Below are 16,017 nucleotides of genomic sequence, written 5' to 3' on the forward strand. Positions count from 1 at the left end.
AACGACGGAGATCCCCCATGCTTGGCAACCTCAACGGCTGGCACCTGCTCATCCTGCTCGCCGTGATCCTGCTTCTGTTCGGTGCCGCCCGCCTCCCCGCGCTCGCGAAGAGCATCGGCCAGTCGGCCCGCGTGTTCAAGGGCGAGATGAAGCAGATGAAGGCCGAGGACGAGACTCCTCAGGCCACGGGCGCCGCGACCGACCGGCCCGCCGGCGGGTACACCGTCAACGGCGAGCCGACCGACCGCCTGCCGGGCGCGGAGGACCCGGGCACTCCGCCCAAGTCCTGACGGTGACGGCCATCGACCCCGCGGCGTCGCGGGACGACCAGCCGTACCGCGACCGGCGGATGTCGCTCGCGGAGCACCTGGTCGAGCTGCGCCGTCGCCTGATGATCGCCGCGGCCGCGCTCGTGGTCGGCATGGTCGTCGCGTTCTTCGTGACCGACCCGATCATCGCGTTCCTGCTCGGGCCCATAGAGGAGGTCGCCGAGCGGCTCGGCGACGACTTCACGCGCCTGACGTACACGGGCGTGTCCAGCGCGTTCGACATGCGGATGAGGATCGCGTTCGCGATCGGCCTGCTGTTCTCGGCGCCGATCTGGCTGTGGCAGATCTGGGCGTACGTGATGCCGGGCCTGACCCGGCGCGAGGTGCGGTACACGATCGGCTTCATGGCCACCGCGATCCCGCTGTTCTTCGCGGGCTGCTATGTAGGCGTGCTGATCATGCCGCACATCCTGCTGCTCATGTCGTCGTTCGTGCCCGACCAGCAGTTCGCCTCGCAGTTCTACGAGGCCGCCGCGTACTACGACTTCGCGTTCAAGACCGTGACGGTCATCGGCATCGCGTTCGTGTCGCCCGTGTTCCTGGTCGCGCTGAACCTCGCGGGTGTGCTGACGGCGCGCGAGATCCTCAAGGGCTGGCGCGTCGCGATCGTCGTCGCGACGGCCTTCGCTGCGCTCGCGACCCCGGCGGCCGACGTGGCCTCGATGCTGCTGCTCGCGGCCGCGCTGATCGTGCTCTACTTCGCCGCGGCGGGCGTCTCGCTGCTCTTCGACCGCCGCAAGAGCAGGCGCGAGAAGGCGCTGCTCGCGGAGGAGTCATGACCGAGCCGAGCCCGGCCGAGCGCTACGCGGCGGCGCGCGCGGACCGCGCCCACCCGCAGACCCGGGCGTTCGCCGACGCGCAGCGGTTCACGCTCGACGACTTCCAGATCGCCGGGTGCCACGCGCTCGAGGACGGCCGCAGCGTGCTCGTCGCGGCGCCCACCGGCGCGGGCAAGACCATCGTGGGCGAGTTCGCGGTCCACCTCGCGATGCAGACGCCGAACCAGAAGGCGTTCTACACGACGCCCATCAAGGCGCTGTCGAACCAGAAGTTCCGCGAGCTGCAGGACGTCTACGGGGAGGACGAGGTCGGCCTCCTCACGGGCGACACCAACATCAACGGCGGCGCGCGCGTGCTGGTGATGACGACCGAGGTCCTGCGCAACATGCTGTACGCGGACTCCCCGGCGCTGCGCGGCCTGCGGTACGTCGTGATGGACGAGGTCCACTACCTTGCCGACCGGTTCCGCGGGGCGGTGTGGGAGGAGGTCATCATCCACCTGCCCGCCGACGTGCGCCTGGTGTCGCTGAGCGCCACGGTCTCGAACGCCGAGGAGTTCGGCGACTGGCTCGACACGGTGCGGGGCGACACCGAGGTGATCGTGTCGGAGACCCGGCCCGTGCCGCTGGAGCAGCACGTGCTGGTGCGCGGCGACCTCCTGCCGCTGTTCGACGACCGCGCCGGCGTGGCGACCGCGCAGGTCAACCAGGAGCTGATGCGGATCCGCGGTGGTCAGGCCTTCGCCGCCAACAGCGCCTACTTCGACGGCCGGCGCAAGGGCGGGGGCGGAAGGCGTCCCAAGCCCGGCTTCAAGCGACCCGGCCCGCCGCGGCGGCTCGAGCGGATCGACCGGCCGGAGGTCGTGCACCTCCTGGAGCGATCGAACCTGCTGCCGGCGATCTTCTTCATCTTCAGCCGTGCCGGGTGCGAGGGCGCGGTGCAGCAGGTGCGCCGGTCGGGCCTGCGCCTCACGACCGCCGAGGAGCGCGCGGAGATCCGTGCCGTCGTCGCGTCGCGCACCGGGGCGCTCCCGGACGAGGATCTCGCGGCGCTCGGCTACTGGGAGTGGGTCGAGAACCTCGAGCGCGGCGTCGCGGCGCACCACGCCGGGCTCCTTCCCGCGTTCAAGGAGGTCGTCGAGGAGCTGTTCCAGCGCAAGCTGGTGAAGGTCGTGTTCGCGACCGAGACGCTCGCGCTGGGCATCAACATGCCCGCCCGCACGGTCGTGCTCGAGAAGCTCGAGAAGTTCAACGGCGAGGCGCGCGTCGCGATCACGTCGGGGGAGTACACGCAGCTCACGGGGCGCGCGGGCCGGCGCGGCATCGACGTCGAGGGGCACGCGGTCGTGCAGTGGACCGAGGGCATGGACCCGCAGGCCGTAGCCGCGCTCGCCTCGCGCCGCACCTACCCGCTGAACTCGAGCTTCCGGCCGACGTACAACATGGCCGTGAACCTGATCGACCAGTTCGGTCGGGCCCGCGCGCGGCAGATCCTGGAATCGTCGTTCGCGCAGTTCCAGGCCGACCGGGCGGTGGTGGGCCTCGCCCGCCAGGTGAAGGACGCCGAGGAGTCGCTCGCCGGGTACGCCAAGGCGATGACCTGCGAGCACGGTGACTTCACCGAGTACTCGGCCATCCGGCGCGACCTCAGCGACCTCGAGAAGCTGAACCGCAAGGACGCGGGCGCCTCGCGCGGCACGCGCGAGCAGCGCCAGCGCGAGATCGGCGGGCTGCGCCGGCGCATGCAGCGCCACCCCTGCCACCGCTGCCCGGACCGCGAGCAGCACGCCCGCTGGGCGGAGCGGTACTGGAAGCTGCGCCGCCAGACCGACAAGACGCGGCGCCAGATCGAGAACCGCACGGGCACGGTCGCCCGCGTGTTCGACCGCATCATCGAGGTGCTCACCGCGCTCGACTACGTGCGCCTGGACGGCGACGAGGCGACGCTCACCGAGGCCGGCCGCCGGATGCGCCGGATCTACGGCGAGCGCGACCTGCTGGTCGCCGAGTCGCTCCGCACCGGCATATGGAAGAACCTCGACGCGGCCTCACTCGCGGCGCTCGCCTGCTGCCTGGTGTACGAGCCGCGCGGCAACGACGGCGGCGCCGACCCGCGGTCGCTCCCGCGCGGGGCCTTCCGCCTGGCGCTCAGCGAGACCGAGGACCTGTGGGCCCGCCTCGACGACCTGGAGCAGGATCACCGGCTGCCCGGCTCCGAGCCCGTCTCGGCCGGGCTGGCCGCCGCGATGCACATGTGGGCGCGCGGCGCGCTGCTCGACAGCGTGCTCGTGGAGGCGGACATGGCCGCGGGCGACTTCGTGCGCTGGGCCAAGCAGACCATCGATCTGCTCGACCAGCTGTCCCTCGTCGCGGAGGGCGAGCTCGCCCGCACCGCCCGTCGCGCGCTCGACGCGGTGCGCCGCGGCATCGTGGCGTACAGCTCCGTATGAGCCGGTCGAAGCGGGGGCGCCCTCGACCTGACGGGCGCGCGGCGCTGCCGCTCTGGGCGGCCGTCCTGGTCGCGATCGCGGGCGGCCTCGCGCTCGACGCGTCCTTCCCCTCGCTCGGGATCTGGGCGCTCGCCCCGGTGGCGGTGGCGCTGTCTCTCGCGTCCCTGATCGGGCGTCGCGCGGGCGGTGCGCTGCTCGCCGGCCTCGCGTTCGGCGCCGCGTTCTGGTTCCCGCACATCGACTGGACGGCGCGGTTCCTGGCCGACCAGCCGCTGGCCTGGCTGCCCTGGGTGGCGCTCGCGGGCCTGCAGACCATCTTCACGGGCCTCGGCGCCGTCCCGATGGCGCTCGCCTACCGTTGGTTCCCGACGGGCCGGTGGGCCCGGCTGGTCGGGCTCCCGGCGCTCGTCGCGGCGCTGTGGACCGCGCGCGAGCTCGCGACCGGGTCCTGGCCGTACGGCGGGTTCGCCTGGGGCCGGATCGGCATGAGCCAGTCCGAGAGCCCGCTCGCGCAGGTGACGTCGTGGATCGGCGTGAGCGGGCTGACGTTCCTCATCGTGATGTTCAGCGCCGCGGTGATCGAGATCGTGCGCACGCGCGCGTGGCGGCCGTCGTCGCTCGCCCCGGCCGCGGCCGTGGCGCTCGTCCTGCTGGTGGTGCCGCAATGGCAGACGGCGGGCGCGGGGACGCTGACCGTCGGCGCCGTGCAGGGGGACGGTCCCACCGCGTACTTCGACCACCGCGAGCCGTACTCGGTGCTGCAGGCGCAGCTCGACGCGTCCCAGCCGCTGCGCGGGGAGCAGGTCGACGTGGTCGTGTGGCCCGAGGGCGGCGTCGAATACGACCCGCTGCAGGACCAGACCACGGCGCTCGCGCTGTCCGCCGCGGCGCGCGCCTTCGACGCGCCGATCCTGATGAACGCGGCCTCGGCGCGCGACGACCTCATCTACAACACCTCCATGCTGTGGACCGCCGACGGCGCGGACGTCGCGGGCGGGCTGCAGACGCACTCCAAGCGGCATCCGGTGCCGTTCGGCGAGTACGTGCCGGACCGCGCGTTCTACGAGGGCCTCGTCCCCGATCTCATCGGGCTGATCGGGCGCGAGTACACGCCCGGCACGGACGCGCCGACGATCGACGTGGGCGAGGCGATCATCGGCCTCGCGATCTGCTTCGACGTGATCTACGACGACATCATCCGCGAGGGCGCGCACCGGGGCGCCCAGCTGTACGTCTTCCAGACCAACAACGCCGACTTCCGCGGCACCGACGAGAACCTGCAGCAGCTGGCGTTCGCCCGGATGCGCGCGATCGAGACCGGACGGTCGGTGGTCAACCTCTCGACGGTCGGCACGAGCCAGATCATCGCGCCCGACGGAACGACGATGTCGTCGCTGGCCGTCGACCAGTCGGGCATCCTGATCGGCGACGTCGAGCTCCGCGAGGGCCTCACGCCGGGCGTCGTCGTCGGGCCGTGGGTGCAGGCCCTCCTGTTCTGGGGAGGCCTCCTCGGCCTCGCGCTCGTCGGCGTGCTGCACGCCCTTCGCGGCCGTGGCGGCTCGAGCCGCCGCACGCCCCGCCGCCCCGCGGCCCGCCGCGCGCGCCGCGCCGACGCCGCCGCCCGCGTCCGCGCCATGTTCCGCTGATCCGGAACGGCACGGGCGCTCGAGCGCAAGCCCCTGCGGCGCGGAGGGGCGCGTGCCTAGGATCAGGGGCATGAGCACCTCGGAGACGCCCGACGAGATCGAGAGCAAGTACTGGTACAACATGCGCACCGGCGAGGTCGAGCACGGGCCCGAGTCGCCCGCGATCGATCGCGTGGGCCCGTTCGACACCGCGGAGGAGGCGCGCAACGCCCCGCAGCTGCTGCAGACGCGGTCCAAGGCCTGGGCCGAGGACGAGGAGCGCGAGCGCGGCTGGGGCGCGGGCACGCCCTGACCCCCGGCGGGGCCGTGTCGAGCGGGGCCGGGTCCCTTCTGGCCACTAGGCTGGGCGAGCGGGAACGCCCGTCTATATCGCCTCCAGAGGGGACACGATGGACAAGCAGAGGGACTTCGTGCTGCGCACGATCGAGGAGCGCGGCGTCAAGTTCGTGCGTCTGTGGTTCACGGACGTGGTCGGCACGCTGAAGTCGGTCGCGATCGCGCCGGCCGAGGTCGAGGGCGCCTTCAGCGAGGGCATCGGCTTCGACGGCTCCGCGATCGAGGGACTGACCCGCACGTACGAGTCCGACCTGCTCGCCCACCCGGATCCCACGACTTTCCAGACGCTGCCGTGGCGCGGCGAGGTCGATCCGACCGCCCGCATGTTCTGCGACCTCACCACCCCCGATGGGCAGCCGGCGGTCGCGGATCCGCGCAACGTGCTCAAGCGCACGCTCGCCAAGGCCGCGGACGCGGGCTTCACGTTCTACACGCACCCCGAGATCGAGTTCTACCTGTTCAAGTCGTCCACGCCCGGCCCCGACGGCCTGGAGCCGGTCGACCACGCGGGCTACTTCGACAACGTCCCCGGCGGCACGGCGCACGACTTCCGCCGCCGCTCGGTGCGGATGCTCGAGGACCTCGGCATCTCGGTGGAGTACAGCCACCACGAGGGCGGCCCTGGCCAGAACGAGATCGATCTGCGCTACGCCGACGGCCTGACCATGGCGGACAACATCATGACCTTCCGCACCGTGGTCAAGGAGGTGGCGATCGAGCAGGGCGTGCACGCCACGTTCATGCCCAAGCCCCTCGCCGGCCAGCCGGGCAGCGGCATGCACACGCACATGTCGCTGTTCGAGGGCGACGTCAACGCCTTCTACGAGGAGGGCGCGCAGTACCAGCTCTCGCAGACCGGACGTCGCTTCATCGCGGGCCTGCTGCGCCACGCGAACGAGATCGCCGCCGTCACCAACCAGTTCGTCAACTCGTACAAGCGCCTGTGGGGCGGCGACGAGGCGCCGAGCTACGTGACCTGGGGTCACAACAACCGCTCGGCGCTCGTGCGCGTGCCGCTGTACAAGCCGGGCAAGAGCCAGTCGGCGCGCATCGAGCACCGCGGCGTCGACTCCGCCGCCAACCCGTACCTGGCCTACGCCCTCATGCTGGCGGCGGGCCTGAAGGGAATCGAGGAGGGCTACGAGCTGCCCGCCGAGGCCGAGGAAAACGTGTGGGCCCTCACGCCGGGGGAGCGCCGTGCGCTCGGCTACCAGCCGCTGCCGGCCAGCCTCGACGACGCGATCGAGCACATGGAGGAGAGCGAGCTGGTCGCCGAGACGCTCGGCGAGCAGGTCTTCAGCTACGTGCTCAGCAACAAGCGCCGCGAGTTCGAGCAGTACCGCGCGCAGGTCACGCAGTTCGAGCTGAGTCACAGCCTCGACATCATCTGAATCGGCGCGCATGAGCAGCCGCGACCGCACGTCGTTCCTCACGGATCTCGCGCGCCTCGGCTTCGCGCACCTCGACGAGGCCGAGACGCAGCTCGCCGAGCTGGGCGGGCTCGTCGGGCTCGAACGCGACGCTCTGCTGACGGACGCTGCGCGCGCGGCCGATCCGGATGAGGCACTCGCGGGGCTGGTGCGGATCGCCCGCCGGCGGGCGGAGAGCGTGCGCGACGTGCTCGCGCACCCGCGGGGACGCGAGGTCGCGTGGCGGCTCCTCGGCGCCTCACGGGGCTTCGCGGACTTCTACCTGCGCCGGCCCGATCGCCTGGCCGAGCTGCCGTCGGCGGGGGTGCAGCTGCCCTCCCGCGAGGCGCTGCGCTCCGCGCTGCTCGACGCGGTCGGGGCCGACGACGACGGCTTCGCCGCGTCGGGCGACGACGCAGCCTGGGTGAGCCTGCGCGTCGCGTACCGCGCGCAGCTGGCGGGCATCGCGGCGTATGACCTCATGCATCCGGAGCCCGTGAGCGTCGTCGACGCCGTGACGGCGGCGCTGGCGGATGCCGCGGGCGCGGCGCTGGAGGCTTCGCTCGCGATCGCCCGCACCAAGGTCTCGGCCGCCGCGGGCGGCTTCGGCGCCGGGTACCCGCGGGAGGACGTCGCGCGCACGCGCCTCGCGATCATCGGCATGGGCAAGTCGGGCGCGCGCGAGCTGAACTACGTCAGCGACGTCGACGTCATCTTCGTGGGCGAGCCCGCGGACGGCTCCGAGCTCACCGAGGGGCGCGCGATCGACATCGCGACGCGCCTGGCCATCCAGACCATGCGGGGGATCGACGGCATCGAGGCCGAGCCGCCGCTGTGGGAGGTGGACCCGAACCTGCGCCCCGAGGGCAAGCAGGGCGCGCTCGTGCGCACGCTGGAGTCGCACATCGCGTATTACGACCGGTGGGCCAAGAGCTGGGAGTTCCAGGCGCTCCTCAAGGCGCGCCCGCTCGCGGGCGATCACGAGCTGGGTGAGGCGTACGTCGCCGCCACCCAGCCGAAGGTGTGGGCGAGCGCCGGCCGGGAGGACTTCGTCGACAGCGTCCAGCGGATGCGCGAGCGCGTCATGGAGCACATCCCGCCAGCCGACGTGCCGCTGCAGGTCAAGCTCGGCCCGGGCGGCATCCGCGACATCGAGTTCGCCGTGCAGCTGTTGCAGCTCGTGCACGGCCGCACGGACGAGTCGGTGCGCCACCGCGGCACGCTCCCCGCGATCGACGCGCTCGAGGCCGGCGGCTACATCGGGCGCGCCGAGGCCGCCGTGTTCGCGCGCGACTACCGCACGCTGCGCCTCCTGGAGCACCGCCTGCAGCTCGCCGGGCTCACGCGCACGCACCTGATGCCGCGCACGGAGGAGGGCCTGCGTGCGCTCGCGCGGGCCACCGGTCTCGCCGACTCGGCCGACGGCATCCAGACGGTGTGGGAGGACGTCAAGCGCGAGGTGCGCGAGGTGCACGTGCGCCTGTTCTACCGGCCCCTGCTGGGGGCCGTGGCGCGCCTTCCGGAGGACGAGGGCAGCCTGACCACGGAGCAGGCCCGCGACCGCCTCGCGGCGATCGGCTTCCGTGAGCCCGCCGTCGCGCTGCGCCACATCGGCGCGGTGACGAGCGGCCTGAGCCGCAAGGCGACCATCCAGAAGCATCTGATGCCGGTGATGCTCCGGATGTTCGCGGACGGCGCGGATCCGGACTACGGGCTGGTGGCGTTCCGCCGGATCAGCGAGCGACTGGGGGACACGCCGTGGTTCCTCCGGATGCTGCGCGACTCGTCCGGCGCCGCCGAGCGCCTGACGCGCCTGCTGTCGACCTCGCGTTACGTCGGCGAGCTCATGGAGTGGATCCCCGAGTCGGTCGCGTGGCTCGACAGCGACGATCAGCTGCTGCCGCGGCCGGGCGCCTCCCTCGAGGAGGAGGCGCGCGCCATCCAGACCCGCCACGCGACGATCGAGGACGCCATGCGCTCCGTGCGGGCGCTCCGCCGCCGCGAGATGCTGCGCACCGCGATGGGCGCCGTGCTCGGCGTGACGACGATCGACCAGCTCAGCCACGCGCTCACCACGATCACCGAGGTGACGCTGCAGGCCACGCTGCGGGCCGTCCGGCGCGAGATCGTGCCGGACGAGGAGGCGAGCCTGGACTTCGCGATCATCGGCATGGGCCGGTTCGGCGGCGCCGAGCTCGGCTTCGGATCCGACGCCGACGTGCTGTACGTGTACCGCCCGGAGGGAGTCGAGCCGCACCGCGCCGAGGCCCTCGCGCTCAAGATCGTCGCCGAGGTGCGCCGCGTCTCGGAGGACTTCCGCCTGCCGCTCGACCTCGACGCCGACCTGCGCCCCGAGGGGCGCAAGGGCCCGATCGTCCGGTCGCTCGACGCCTACGCCGAGTACTACCGGCGCTGGTCCCTCTCGTGGGAGGCGCAGGCGCTGCTGCGCGCGCGGGGCGTGGCGGGGTCGGTGAAGCTGATCGCCGCGTTCACGGAGCTCGCCGACGACGTGCGCTACCCCGAGCGCGTCGAGCAGCAGGCCCTGCGCGAGATCAAGCGGATCAAGGCGCGCGTGGAGACCGAGCGGCTGCCGCACCGCGTCGACCCGACCCGGCATCTCAAGCTCGGCCCCGGCGGCCTGAGCGACGTCGAGTGGCTCGTCCAGCTCCTGCAGCTGCAGCACGCCCACGCGGTGCCGGGGCTGCGCACCACGTCGACCCTGGACGCCCTCCAGGCCGCCGTCGAGGCCGACCTCGTGGGGGAGGAGGACGCCTCCCGCCTGCGCGCCGCGTGGCTCCTCGCGGCGCGCCTGCGCTCGGCCAACACGCTGCTGTCGGGTCAGACCAGCGACGTCCTGCCCACGGACCGCCGCCTGCTCGACGGCATCGGCCGCATCCTGGAGTACCCGCCGCACAGCGCCACGCAGGTGGAGCAGGACTGGCTCGGCACCGCGCGCCGCGCGCGCCGCGTCTTCGACCGCCTCTTCTACGGCTGATACCGCAACGCCGCGCCGAGACCGCATCGCCGCGCTGAGACCGCATCGCCGCGCTGAGACCGCATCGCCGCGCTGAGACCGCATCGCCGCGCTGAGAACGCTGCGGTCACCCGCTGTGTCGGCGCGGCGTTGCAGTCTCGCGCGACGACGGAGGCCCCGCCACCTCGGAAGGTGACGGGGCCTCGTGCGGCTCGGATCAGACGCTGTAGTACAGCTCGAACTCGAACGGGTGCGGACGCTGCTGCATCGGCAGGATCTCGTTCTCGTACTTGTACTCGATCCACGTGTCGATCAGCTCGTCGGTGAAGACGCCGCCCGCGGTGAGGAACTCGCGGTCGTTGCTGAGGGCCTCGAGCGAGTCGAGAAGCGAGTTCGGCACCTGGGGGATGCTCTTCGCCTCCTCGGCCGGCAGCTCGTACAGGTCCTTGTCGACCGGCTCGTGCGGCTCGATGCGGTTCTTGATGCCGTCGATGCCGGCCATCAGCTGCGCCGCGAACGCGAGGTACGGGTTGCCCGACGAGTCCGGCGCACGGAACTCGATGCGCTTGGCCTTCGGGTTCGAGCCCGTGATCGGGATGCGGATGGCCGCCGAGCGGTTGCCCGCCGAGTAGACCAGGTTGACCGGCGCCTCGAAGCCCTTGACCAGGCGGTGGTACGAGTTCAGCGTGGGGTTCGTGAACGCGAGGACGGCGGGGGCGTGCTTCAAAATGCCGCCGATGTACCAGCGGGCGATGTCCGAGAGCTGCGCGTAGCCCTTCTCGTCGTAGAACAGCGGCTTGCCGTCCGACCAGAGCGACTGGTGGGTGTGCATGCCCGAGCCGTTGTCGCCGAAGAGCGGCTTCGGCATGAACGTGGCGGTCTTGCCCCACTGCTCGGCCGTGTTCTTGACGATGTACTTGAACTTCAGGATGTCGTCCGCGGCGTGGACCATCGTGTCGAACTTGTAGTTGATCTCGGCCTGGCCGGCGGTGCCCACCTCGTGGTGCGAGCGCTCGACCTCGAGGCCGACCTCGATCAGCTTCAGCACGATGTCATCGCGGATGTCCGCCTGCTTGTCGACCGGCGAGACCGGGAAGTAGCCGCCCTTGTAGGGGGTCTTGTTGGCGAGGTTGCCACCCTCCTCCTCGCGGCCGGTGTTCCACGCGGCCTCCTCGGAGTCCACCGAGTAGAAGCTCTTGCCCTGCGAGACCTCGTAGCGCACGTCGTCGAAGATGAAGAACTCGGCCTCGGGCGCGAAGAACGCGGTGTCGGCGATGCCGGTCGAGGCGAGGTACTTCTCGGCCTTCTTGGCGACCTGACGCGGGTCCTTCGAGTAGATCTCGCCGTTGCGCGGGTTGTAGATGTCGAACACCATCACGAGGGTCTTGGCCTCGCGGAAGGGGTCGACGTACGCCGTGGTCACGTCGGGGATCAGCTGCATGTCCGACTCGTTGATGTTCGCGAAGCCTCGGATCGAGGAGCCGTCGAACAGCTGGCCGATCGTGAAGAAGTCCTCATCGACGGTGGACGCCGGGATGTTGAAGTGCTGCTGCACGCCGGGAAGGTCGGTGAAGCGGATGTCGAGGAACTTGACATCCTCGTCCTTGATGAACTTCAGCACCTCGGATGAGTCGTTGAACATTGCGGCTCCAGATTGGTGGGACTTCGGGTGGGATCGCCTGGAACACAGGTGACGGCCTGAACCTATAGGCCCGGCATTGCCCGAGGGTGTCCCTCATGTTTCCGACATGTTACGCGGGCCCCGTGATCCGCGTCGTTCCGCGGCACGTAGGCTGGACAGATGACCTCCTCCACCGCCGATGAGACCTATCCCGGGCAGCGTCTGGGACTGCCGCGAGACGGATCGGGGTCGATCGCCCGGGTGCCGCGGCGGCTCGCGGGCCTCGCGATCGACTGGATCGCGGCGGTGGTGATCTCGATCGCGTTCTTCCAGTACGACGCGATGGCGACCATGGTCGTCTTCACCGTGGTGCAGATCCTGTTCATCCCGACGATCGGGGGGAGCCCGGGGCATCGCCTCGCGGGCATGCGGCTGCAGCTCCAGGGCGGCGGGTGGCCCGGCGTCTGGCGCCCGATCGTCCGGACGCTGCTGCTGGTCCTCGTCATCCCCGCCGTCATCTGGGACGCGGATCAGCGCGGGCTCCACGACAGGGCCGCCGGCACGGTCCTCGTCCGCGCCTGATCCGCTCGATCCACGACGAAGGAGCCCCCGCCGGCGGCGGGGGCTCCTTCGGTGAAGCGGGTCAGCGCGGTCGGGGCGCGCGGGCCTTGGTCGGGTCGATGCCCTTGGGGATCGGCAGCGAGGCGAGCGACTGCGAGACCGACTCGATGCGCTGGACGACGGCGCCCATGGTGGCGCGGTCGATGGCCTTGGGGAGCGCCTTGATGGTCTTGGCGAGGTCCGCGATCGGGACGTCGCCCTCGCCGTGGCCGACGTAGAGCTCGTGCACCGGCACGCCGGTGGCGACGCGGCTGACCTTCATCCGCTCGTCGCGCATCAGGCGCGCGAGGCGGCCGCGCGAGCCCTCGCCGACGATCACGACGCCGCCGCGGCCGACCGCGCGGTACACGGCCTCCTGCGTCTTGGGGTTGACCCCGACGGGCATCTCGCTCGAGCGCCAGCTGCGGCCGAGCATCGTGGAGAGCACGTGGCCGGTCGCGCCGGGCATGCCGTCGATCTTGCGGTACATCGCGCGCGTGGAGATGCGCGTCATGGTCGTCATGGCCGCGAGCGCGCCGAGCATCAGGCCGGCGATGGCCCACAGCAGGATGCCCCACCACGTCGGCTGGAGCAGGACGCCGATCAGGACGCCGACGAGGACGCCCGCGACGAGGATGCCGAGCAGCAGCCACCCGAGCCAGGGGTACACCTCGCGCGTGAAGGTGAACAGGGACCTGATCTGCCGGAAGAATCCGGGCCGCTTCTCGGCCTCGGGGGTGCGTGCTGCCATACGTCAAGAGTACCCAGTGGGATGCGGTGCGCCGACCGTGAGGGCGGCGCGCGACTCGTCCACAGGCCGTCGATCCGGGCGCGTTCGCTCCCGGCGCTGCTGGCGGGGCGAAGGGACGGCGGGGCGGGCGCAGGATGAGGCCATGACCCGCCCGCCGATCGCGCCTCTCGAGCAGCCGCCCGCGTCCTCGGGCACGACCCCCGTCGGATCGCGGGCGCCCGCGCTGACCGACGCGTACCGGCCGATCCGCCGCGTCGAGCCGCCCCTCTCGCCCGTCGCGGGGGTGCTGGCCGCCGCGGGCGATCGACGGGTCGTGCTCGCGGACGCGGTCGAGGCGCGGGACCGCGTCTTCTGCGGGCGGCCCGACCCGCCGCAGCACCTGCTCGCGCCGTGCGACGTCGTCCGGCGCGGGGACGGGCACGACCTCGAGCTGCCCTGGTGCCGGGAGCCCCTGGCGCGGCTGCTCGCGGCGCGCGCGGCGGGTGGCGCGCCGCTGGCCGGGGGTGAGCTCGTGACCCTGGTCGTCAGCCTGCTGCGGGGCGTGCGGGAGGCCTGGGCCGACCAGGCGCCCGAGTCCGAGGGCCCGCGCGGCACGTGGTGGATCGACGACGGGGGCCGGCCGCTGTTCGCGCCCGGATCCGACGACGCCGAGCCGGTGGCCTCGGCCGCCGACGCCGTGATCGCCCAGGCGGCCGAGCACACGCGGGACCGGGTCCTGGTCCGGCTCCTGGAGGAGGGGCGGTCCGCTCTGCAACGGCCCAGGGCGCTCGCGAGGGCGCTGCCGCAGCTCGAGGACGCCCTGTTCGAGGCGTGCGCCCCGCGCGCGATCGAGCGCGCCGAGGAGAGGGCGGGCGGTCCGCGCGTGGCGGCGCCTCGGACGGCTGTCGAGCTCCGCCCCGCGGGATCCGGGATCCCGGGGCTCATCGAGCGCTTCGGCGACGCCGGGATCGCCGACGCGGTGGGGGATGCGCTCGACCGCACCCGTGCCGCACTCCGCTCCCGCCTCGCGGGCGGGCGGCGCGCACCGCTGCTGGCCGGCGGCGTCGTCGCGGCGCTCGTGCTCGGCGGCGGCCTGCTCTGGCCCGCCGAGCCGGAGCCCGCCGCGGCGCGCGGCGCGTCGGAGCGATCGCCGGCGGCGGCGCCGGGGCCCTCGCCGGATGCGTCGCCGGCGTCCTCGGAGGAGCCTGTCGCGGGGGCGCCCGCTCCTGAGGATCCCGCCGCGGCCGCCGAGCGGCTGCTCGACGAGCTGGCCGAATGCGTCGCGCACGGCGACCCGCTGTGCGCGGGCATCCGCGATGCCGGGGCCGAGCCGCTGCCGCCGGAGGCGCTCGAGACCGCTGCCGGTGCGACGCAGCTCGCACTGCTCGACGACTACGGCGACGTCGCCGTGCTGCGCGCGGACGACCCGGCGGGGGAGCGCGGGTCCTTGCTGCTGCAGCTCGTCCGGCTCGACGGGCGCTGGCTGCTCCGCACGGCGACCCCCATGGCGGCCGGGTGAGGACGGGCGCCGCCCCGAACGACGAGGGGCCCGGCCGCGGATGCGGCCGAGCCCCTCGGGGACGTCTGCGTCAGATGCCGAGATCGGCGGCGAAGGCCGCCTCCTCCAGGCGCGCCTTGACGGCCGACAGGTAACGGGCCGCGTCGGCGCCGTCGATCGTGCGGTGGTCGTACGACAGCGCGAGGTAGACGTACGAGCGGATGCCGATCGCCTCGACGCCGTCGACCTTCACGACGCCGGGGCGCTTGAAGACGATGCCCGTGCCGAGGATGGCCGACTGGGGCAGGAACACGACCGGCGTGTCGAACAGCGCGCCGCGCGAGCCCGTGTTCGTCAGCGTGAACGTGCCGCCCGCGAGGTCGTCCGGCTTCAGCTTGCTGTTGCGCGTGCGCTCGGCGAGGTCGGCGATGCCGGCCGCGATCTCGGCGAGGTTCTTCGACGCCGCGTCGCGCAGGACCGGCGTGTACAGGCCCTTCTCGGTGTCGACCGCGATCGAGAGGTTCTCGGTCGGCGGGTAGACGATGTTCTCGCCGTCGAGCGTCGAGTTGATGATCGGGTACGCCTGCAGCGCCTCCGCGGCGGCCAGGGCGAAGAACGGCAGGAACGACAGCTTGGCGCCGGTCTTGGCCTGGAAGTCGCCCTTCACCTGGTCGCGGAACGCGGCCAGCTTCGTGACGTCCACCTCGACCACGGTGGTCAGCTGGGCGGTCGAGGTCATCGACTCGACCGCACGCGACGCGAGCACCTTGCGCAGGCGCGTCATCGGCTGCGTGGTGCCGCGCAGTTCCGACACGGGGAGCTTGGTGGCGGCGGGCGCGCCGGCGGCGGGCGCCGCACCGGCCGCGGCGGGAGCCGCAGCGGTCTCGGCGGCCTTGAGCACGTCCTCCTTGCGGATGCGACCGCCGACGCCGGTGCCGGTGACCGTCGCGAGGTCGACGCCGTTCTGCGCGGCCAGGCGGCGCACGAGCGGCGTGACGTAGACCTTGTCGTCGCCCTCGGCGGGCGGGGTGAACGTCGGCGCCGCGGGCTCGGCCTTCGGAGCCTCGGCGCTGGGGGCCGGGGCCGCGACGGGCTCGGTCGGCGCCGCGGGCTGGGCGGGCGCCGGGGCCGCCTGAGCCGGGGCCTCCTGAGCGGGCGCCTCCTGAGCGGGGGCCTCCTGAGCCGGGGCCTCCTGAGCGGGGGCCGGCTGCTCGGCCGGAGCCTCGGGCGCGGCGGCGGGGGCCGGGGCGGCGGCGGGCGCGCCGCTGCCGACGCGGGCCAGCACGGAGCCGACCTCGACCGTCTCGTCCTCCTGGACCAGGATCTCCTGGATGACGCCGGCGACCGGCGACGGGATCTCGGTGTCGACCTTGTCGGTCGAGATCTCGAGCAGCGCCTCGTCGACGGCGATCTCGTCGCCGACCTTCTTCAGCCAGCGCGTGACGGTGCCCTCGGTGACGCTCTCGCCGAGCTCGGGGAGCACGATGTCGGTGGCGTCGCCCGCGGGCGCGGCCGGGGCGGCCTCGGCGGCGGGGGCCGGAGCGGGCTCCGCGGCGGGGGCCGGAGCGGGCTCCGCGGCGGGGGCCGGAGCGGGCTCCGCGGCGGGGGCCGGAGCGGGCTCCGCGGCGGGGGCCGGAGCGGGCTC

At 72.7% G+C, this 16,017-nt stretch carries 12 protein-coding genes; 9 read left to right on the top strand and 3 right to left on the bottom strand.

What is annotated here, in order from left to right:
* Window positions 1-17 precede the first annotated feature (17 nt).
* The 7 genes from tatA (at window position 18) to ACYVGN_RS08905 (ending at window position 9,944) form a co-directional block, all read left to right on the top strand.
* Window positions 18-290, top strand: a complete 273-nt coding sequence (gene tatA, locus ACYVGN_RS08875) for a twin-arginine translocase TatA/TatE family subunit (protein WP_082542995.1) — start codon at window positions 18-20, stop codon at window positions 288-290.
* A complete protein-coding gene (gene tatC, locus ACYVGN_RS08880) occupies window positions 287-1,108 on the top strand; it encodes a twin-arginine translocase subunit TatC (RefSeq protein ID WP_374198146.1) in 822 nt (273 codons plus the stop codon). The genes tatA and tatC overlap by 4 nt, the downstream gene beginning before the upstream one ends.
* Window positions 1,105-3,558 (top strand): DEAD/DEAH box helicase, encoded by a 2,454-nt coding sequence (locus ACYVGN_RS08885; protein WP_460790200.1) that lies wholly within the window; start codon window positions 1,105-1,107, stop codon window positions 3,556-3,558. The genes tatC and ACYVGN_RS08885 overlap by 4 nt, the downstream gene beginning before the upstream one ends.
* The gene (lnt, locus tag ACYVGN_RS08890) at window positions 3,555-5,204 is read left to right on the top strand and encodes an apolipoprotein N-acyltransferase (protein ID WP_460790202.1); all 1,650 of its coding nucleotides are present in this window, start codon (window positions 3,555-3,557) and stop codon (window positions 5,202-5,204) included. Before ACYVGN_RS08885 ends, lnt begins: the two co-directional genes overlap by 4 nt.
* Window positions 5,205-5,274: 70 nt before the next feature.
* Window positions 5,275-5,496 (top strand): hypothetical protein, encoded by a 222-nt coding sequence (locus ACYVGN_RS08895; RefSeq protein ID WP_055989295.1) that lies wholly within the window; start codon window positions 5,275-5,277, stop codon window positions 5,494-5,496.
* Window positions 5,497-5,593: 97 nt separating this feature from the next.
* Window positions 5,594-6,931, top strand: coding sequence for a type I glutamate--ammonia ligase (gene glnA, locus ACYVGN_RS08900; RefSeq protein ID WP_460790204.1), 1,338 nt, complete (start codon window positions 5,594-5,596; stop codon window positions 6,929-6,931).
* 10 nt (window positions 6,932-6,941) lie between these two features.
* Window positions 6,942-9,944: a bifunctional [glutamine synthetase] adenylyltransferase/[glutamine synthetase]-adenylyl-L-tyrosine phosphorylase gene (locus ACYVGN_RS08905; RefSeq protein ID WP_460790206.1), complete on the top strand. Its 3,003-nt coding sequence runs from the start codon at window positions 6,942-6,944 to the stop codon at window positions 9,942-9,944.
* Between the two features lie 196 nt (window positions 9,945-10,140).
* Here ACYVGN_RS08905 and glnA (ACYVGN_RS08910) read toward each other — a convergent pair whose 3' ends face one another.
* Window positions 10,141-11,565, bottom strand: a complete 1,425-nt coding sequence (glnA, locus tag ACYVGN_RS08910; protein WP_134744928.1) for a type I glutamate--ammonia ligase — start codon at window positions 11,563-11,565, stop codon at window positions 10,141-10,143.
* Window positions 11,566-11,724: 159 nt separating this feature from the next.
* Between glnA (ACYVGN_RS08910) and ACYVGN_RS08915 the strand changes: the two genes are divergently transcribed.
* Window positions 11,725-12,126 carry an RDD family protein gene (locus ACYVGN_RS08915; RefSeq protein WP_460790208.1) on the top strand — a complete coding sequence of 134 codons (402 nt, stop codon included), beginning with the start codon at window positions 11,725-11,727 and terminating at the stop codon, window positions 12,124-12,126.
* 61 nt (window positions 12,127-12,187) lie between these two features.
* Here the strand turns inward: ACYVGN_RS08915 and ACYVGN_RS08920 are convergent, their stop codons facing one another.
* Window positions 12,188-12,895 carry a DUF4191 family protein gene (locus ACYVGN_RS08920; RefSeq protein WP_055989279.1) on the bottom strand — a complete coding sequence of 236 codons (708 nt, stop codon included), beginning with the start codon at window positions 12,893-12,895 and terminating at the stop codon, window positions 12,188-12,190.
* Between the two features lie 142 nt (window positions 12,896-13,037).
* On the opposite strand from ACYVGN_RS08920, the gene ACYVGN_RS08925 reads away from it, so the two are divergent.
* Window positions 13,038-14,393, top strand: a complete 1,356-nt coding sequence (locus tag ACYVGN_RS08925) for a hypothetical protein (protein ID WP_460790210.1) — start codon at window positions 13,038-13,040, stop codon at window positions 14,391-14,393.
* 70 nt (window positions 14,394-14,463) lie between these two features.
* Here the strand turns inward: ACYVGN_RS08925 and sucB are convergent.
* Window positions 14,464-16,017 (bottom strand): 2-oxoglutarate dehydrogenase, E2 component, dihydrolipoamide succinyltransferase (gene sucB, locus ACYVGN_RS08930; protein WP_460790211.1); only part of this gene is annotated, 1,554 nt, incomplete at its 5' end.

The organism is Microbacterium lacusdiani (assembly GCF_054779895.1).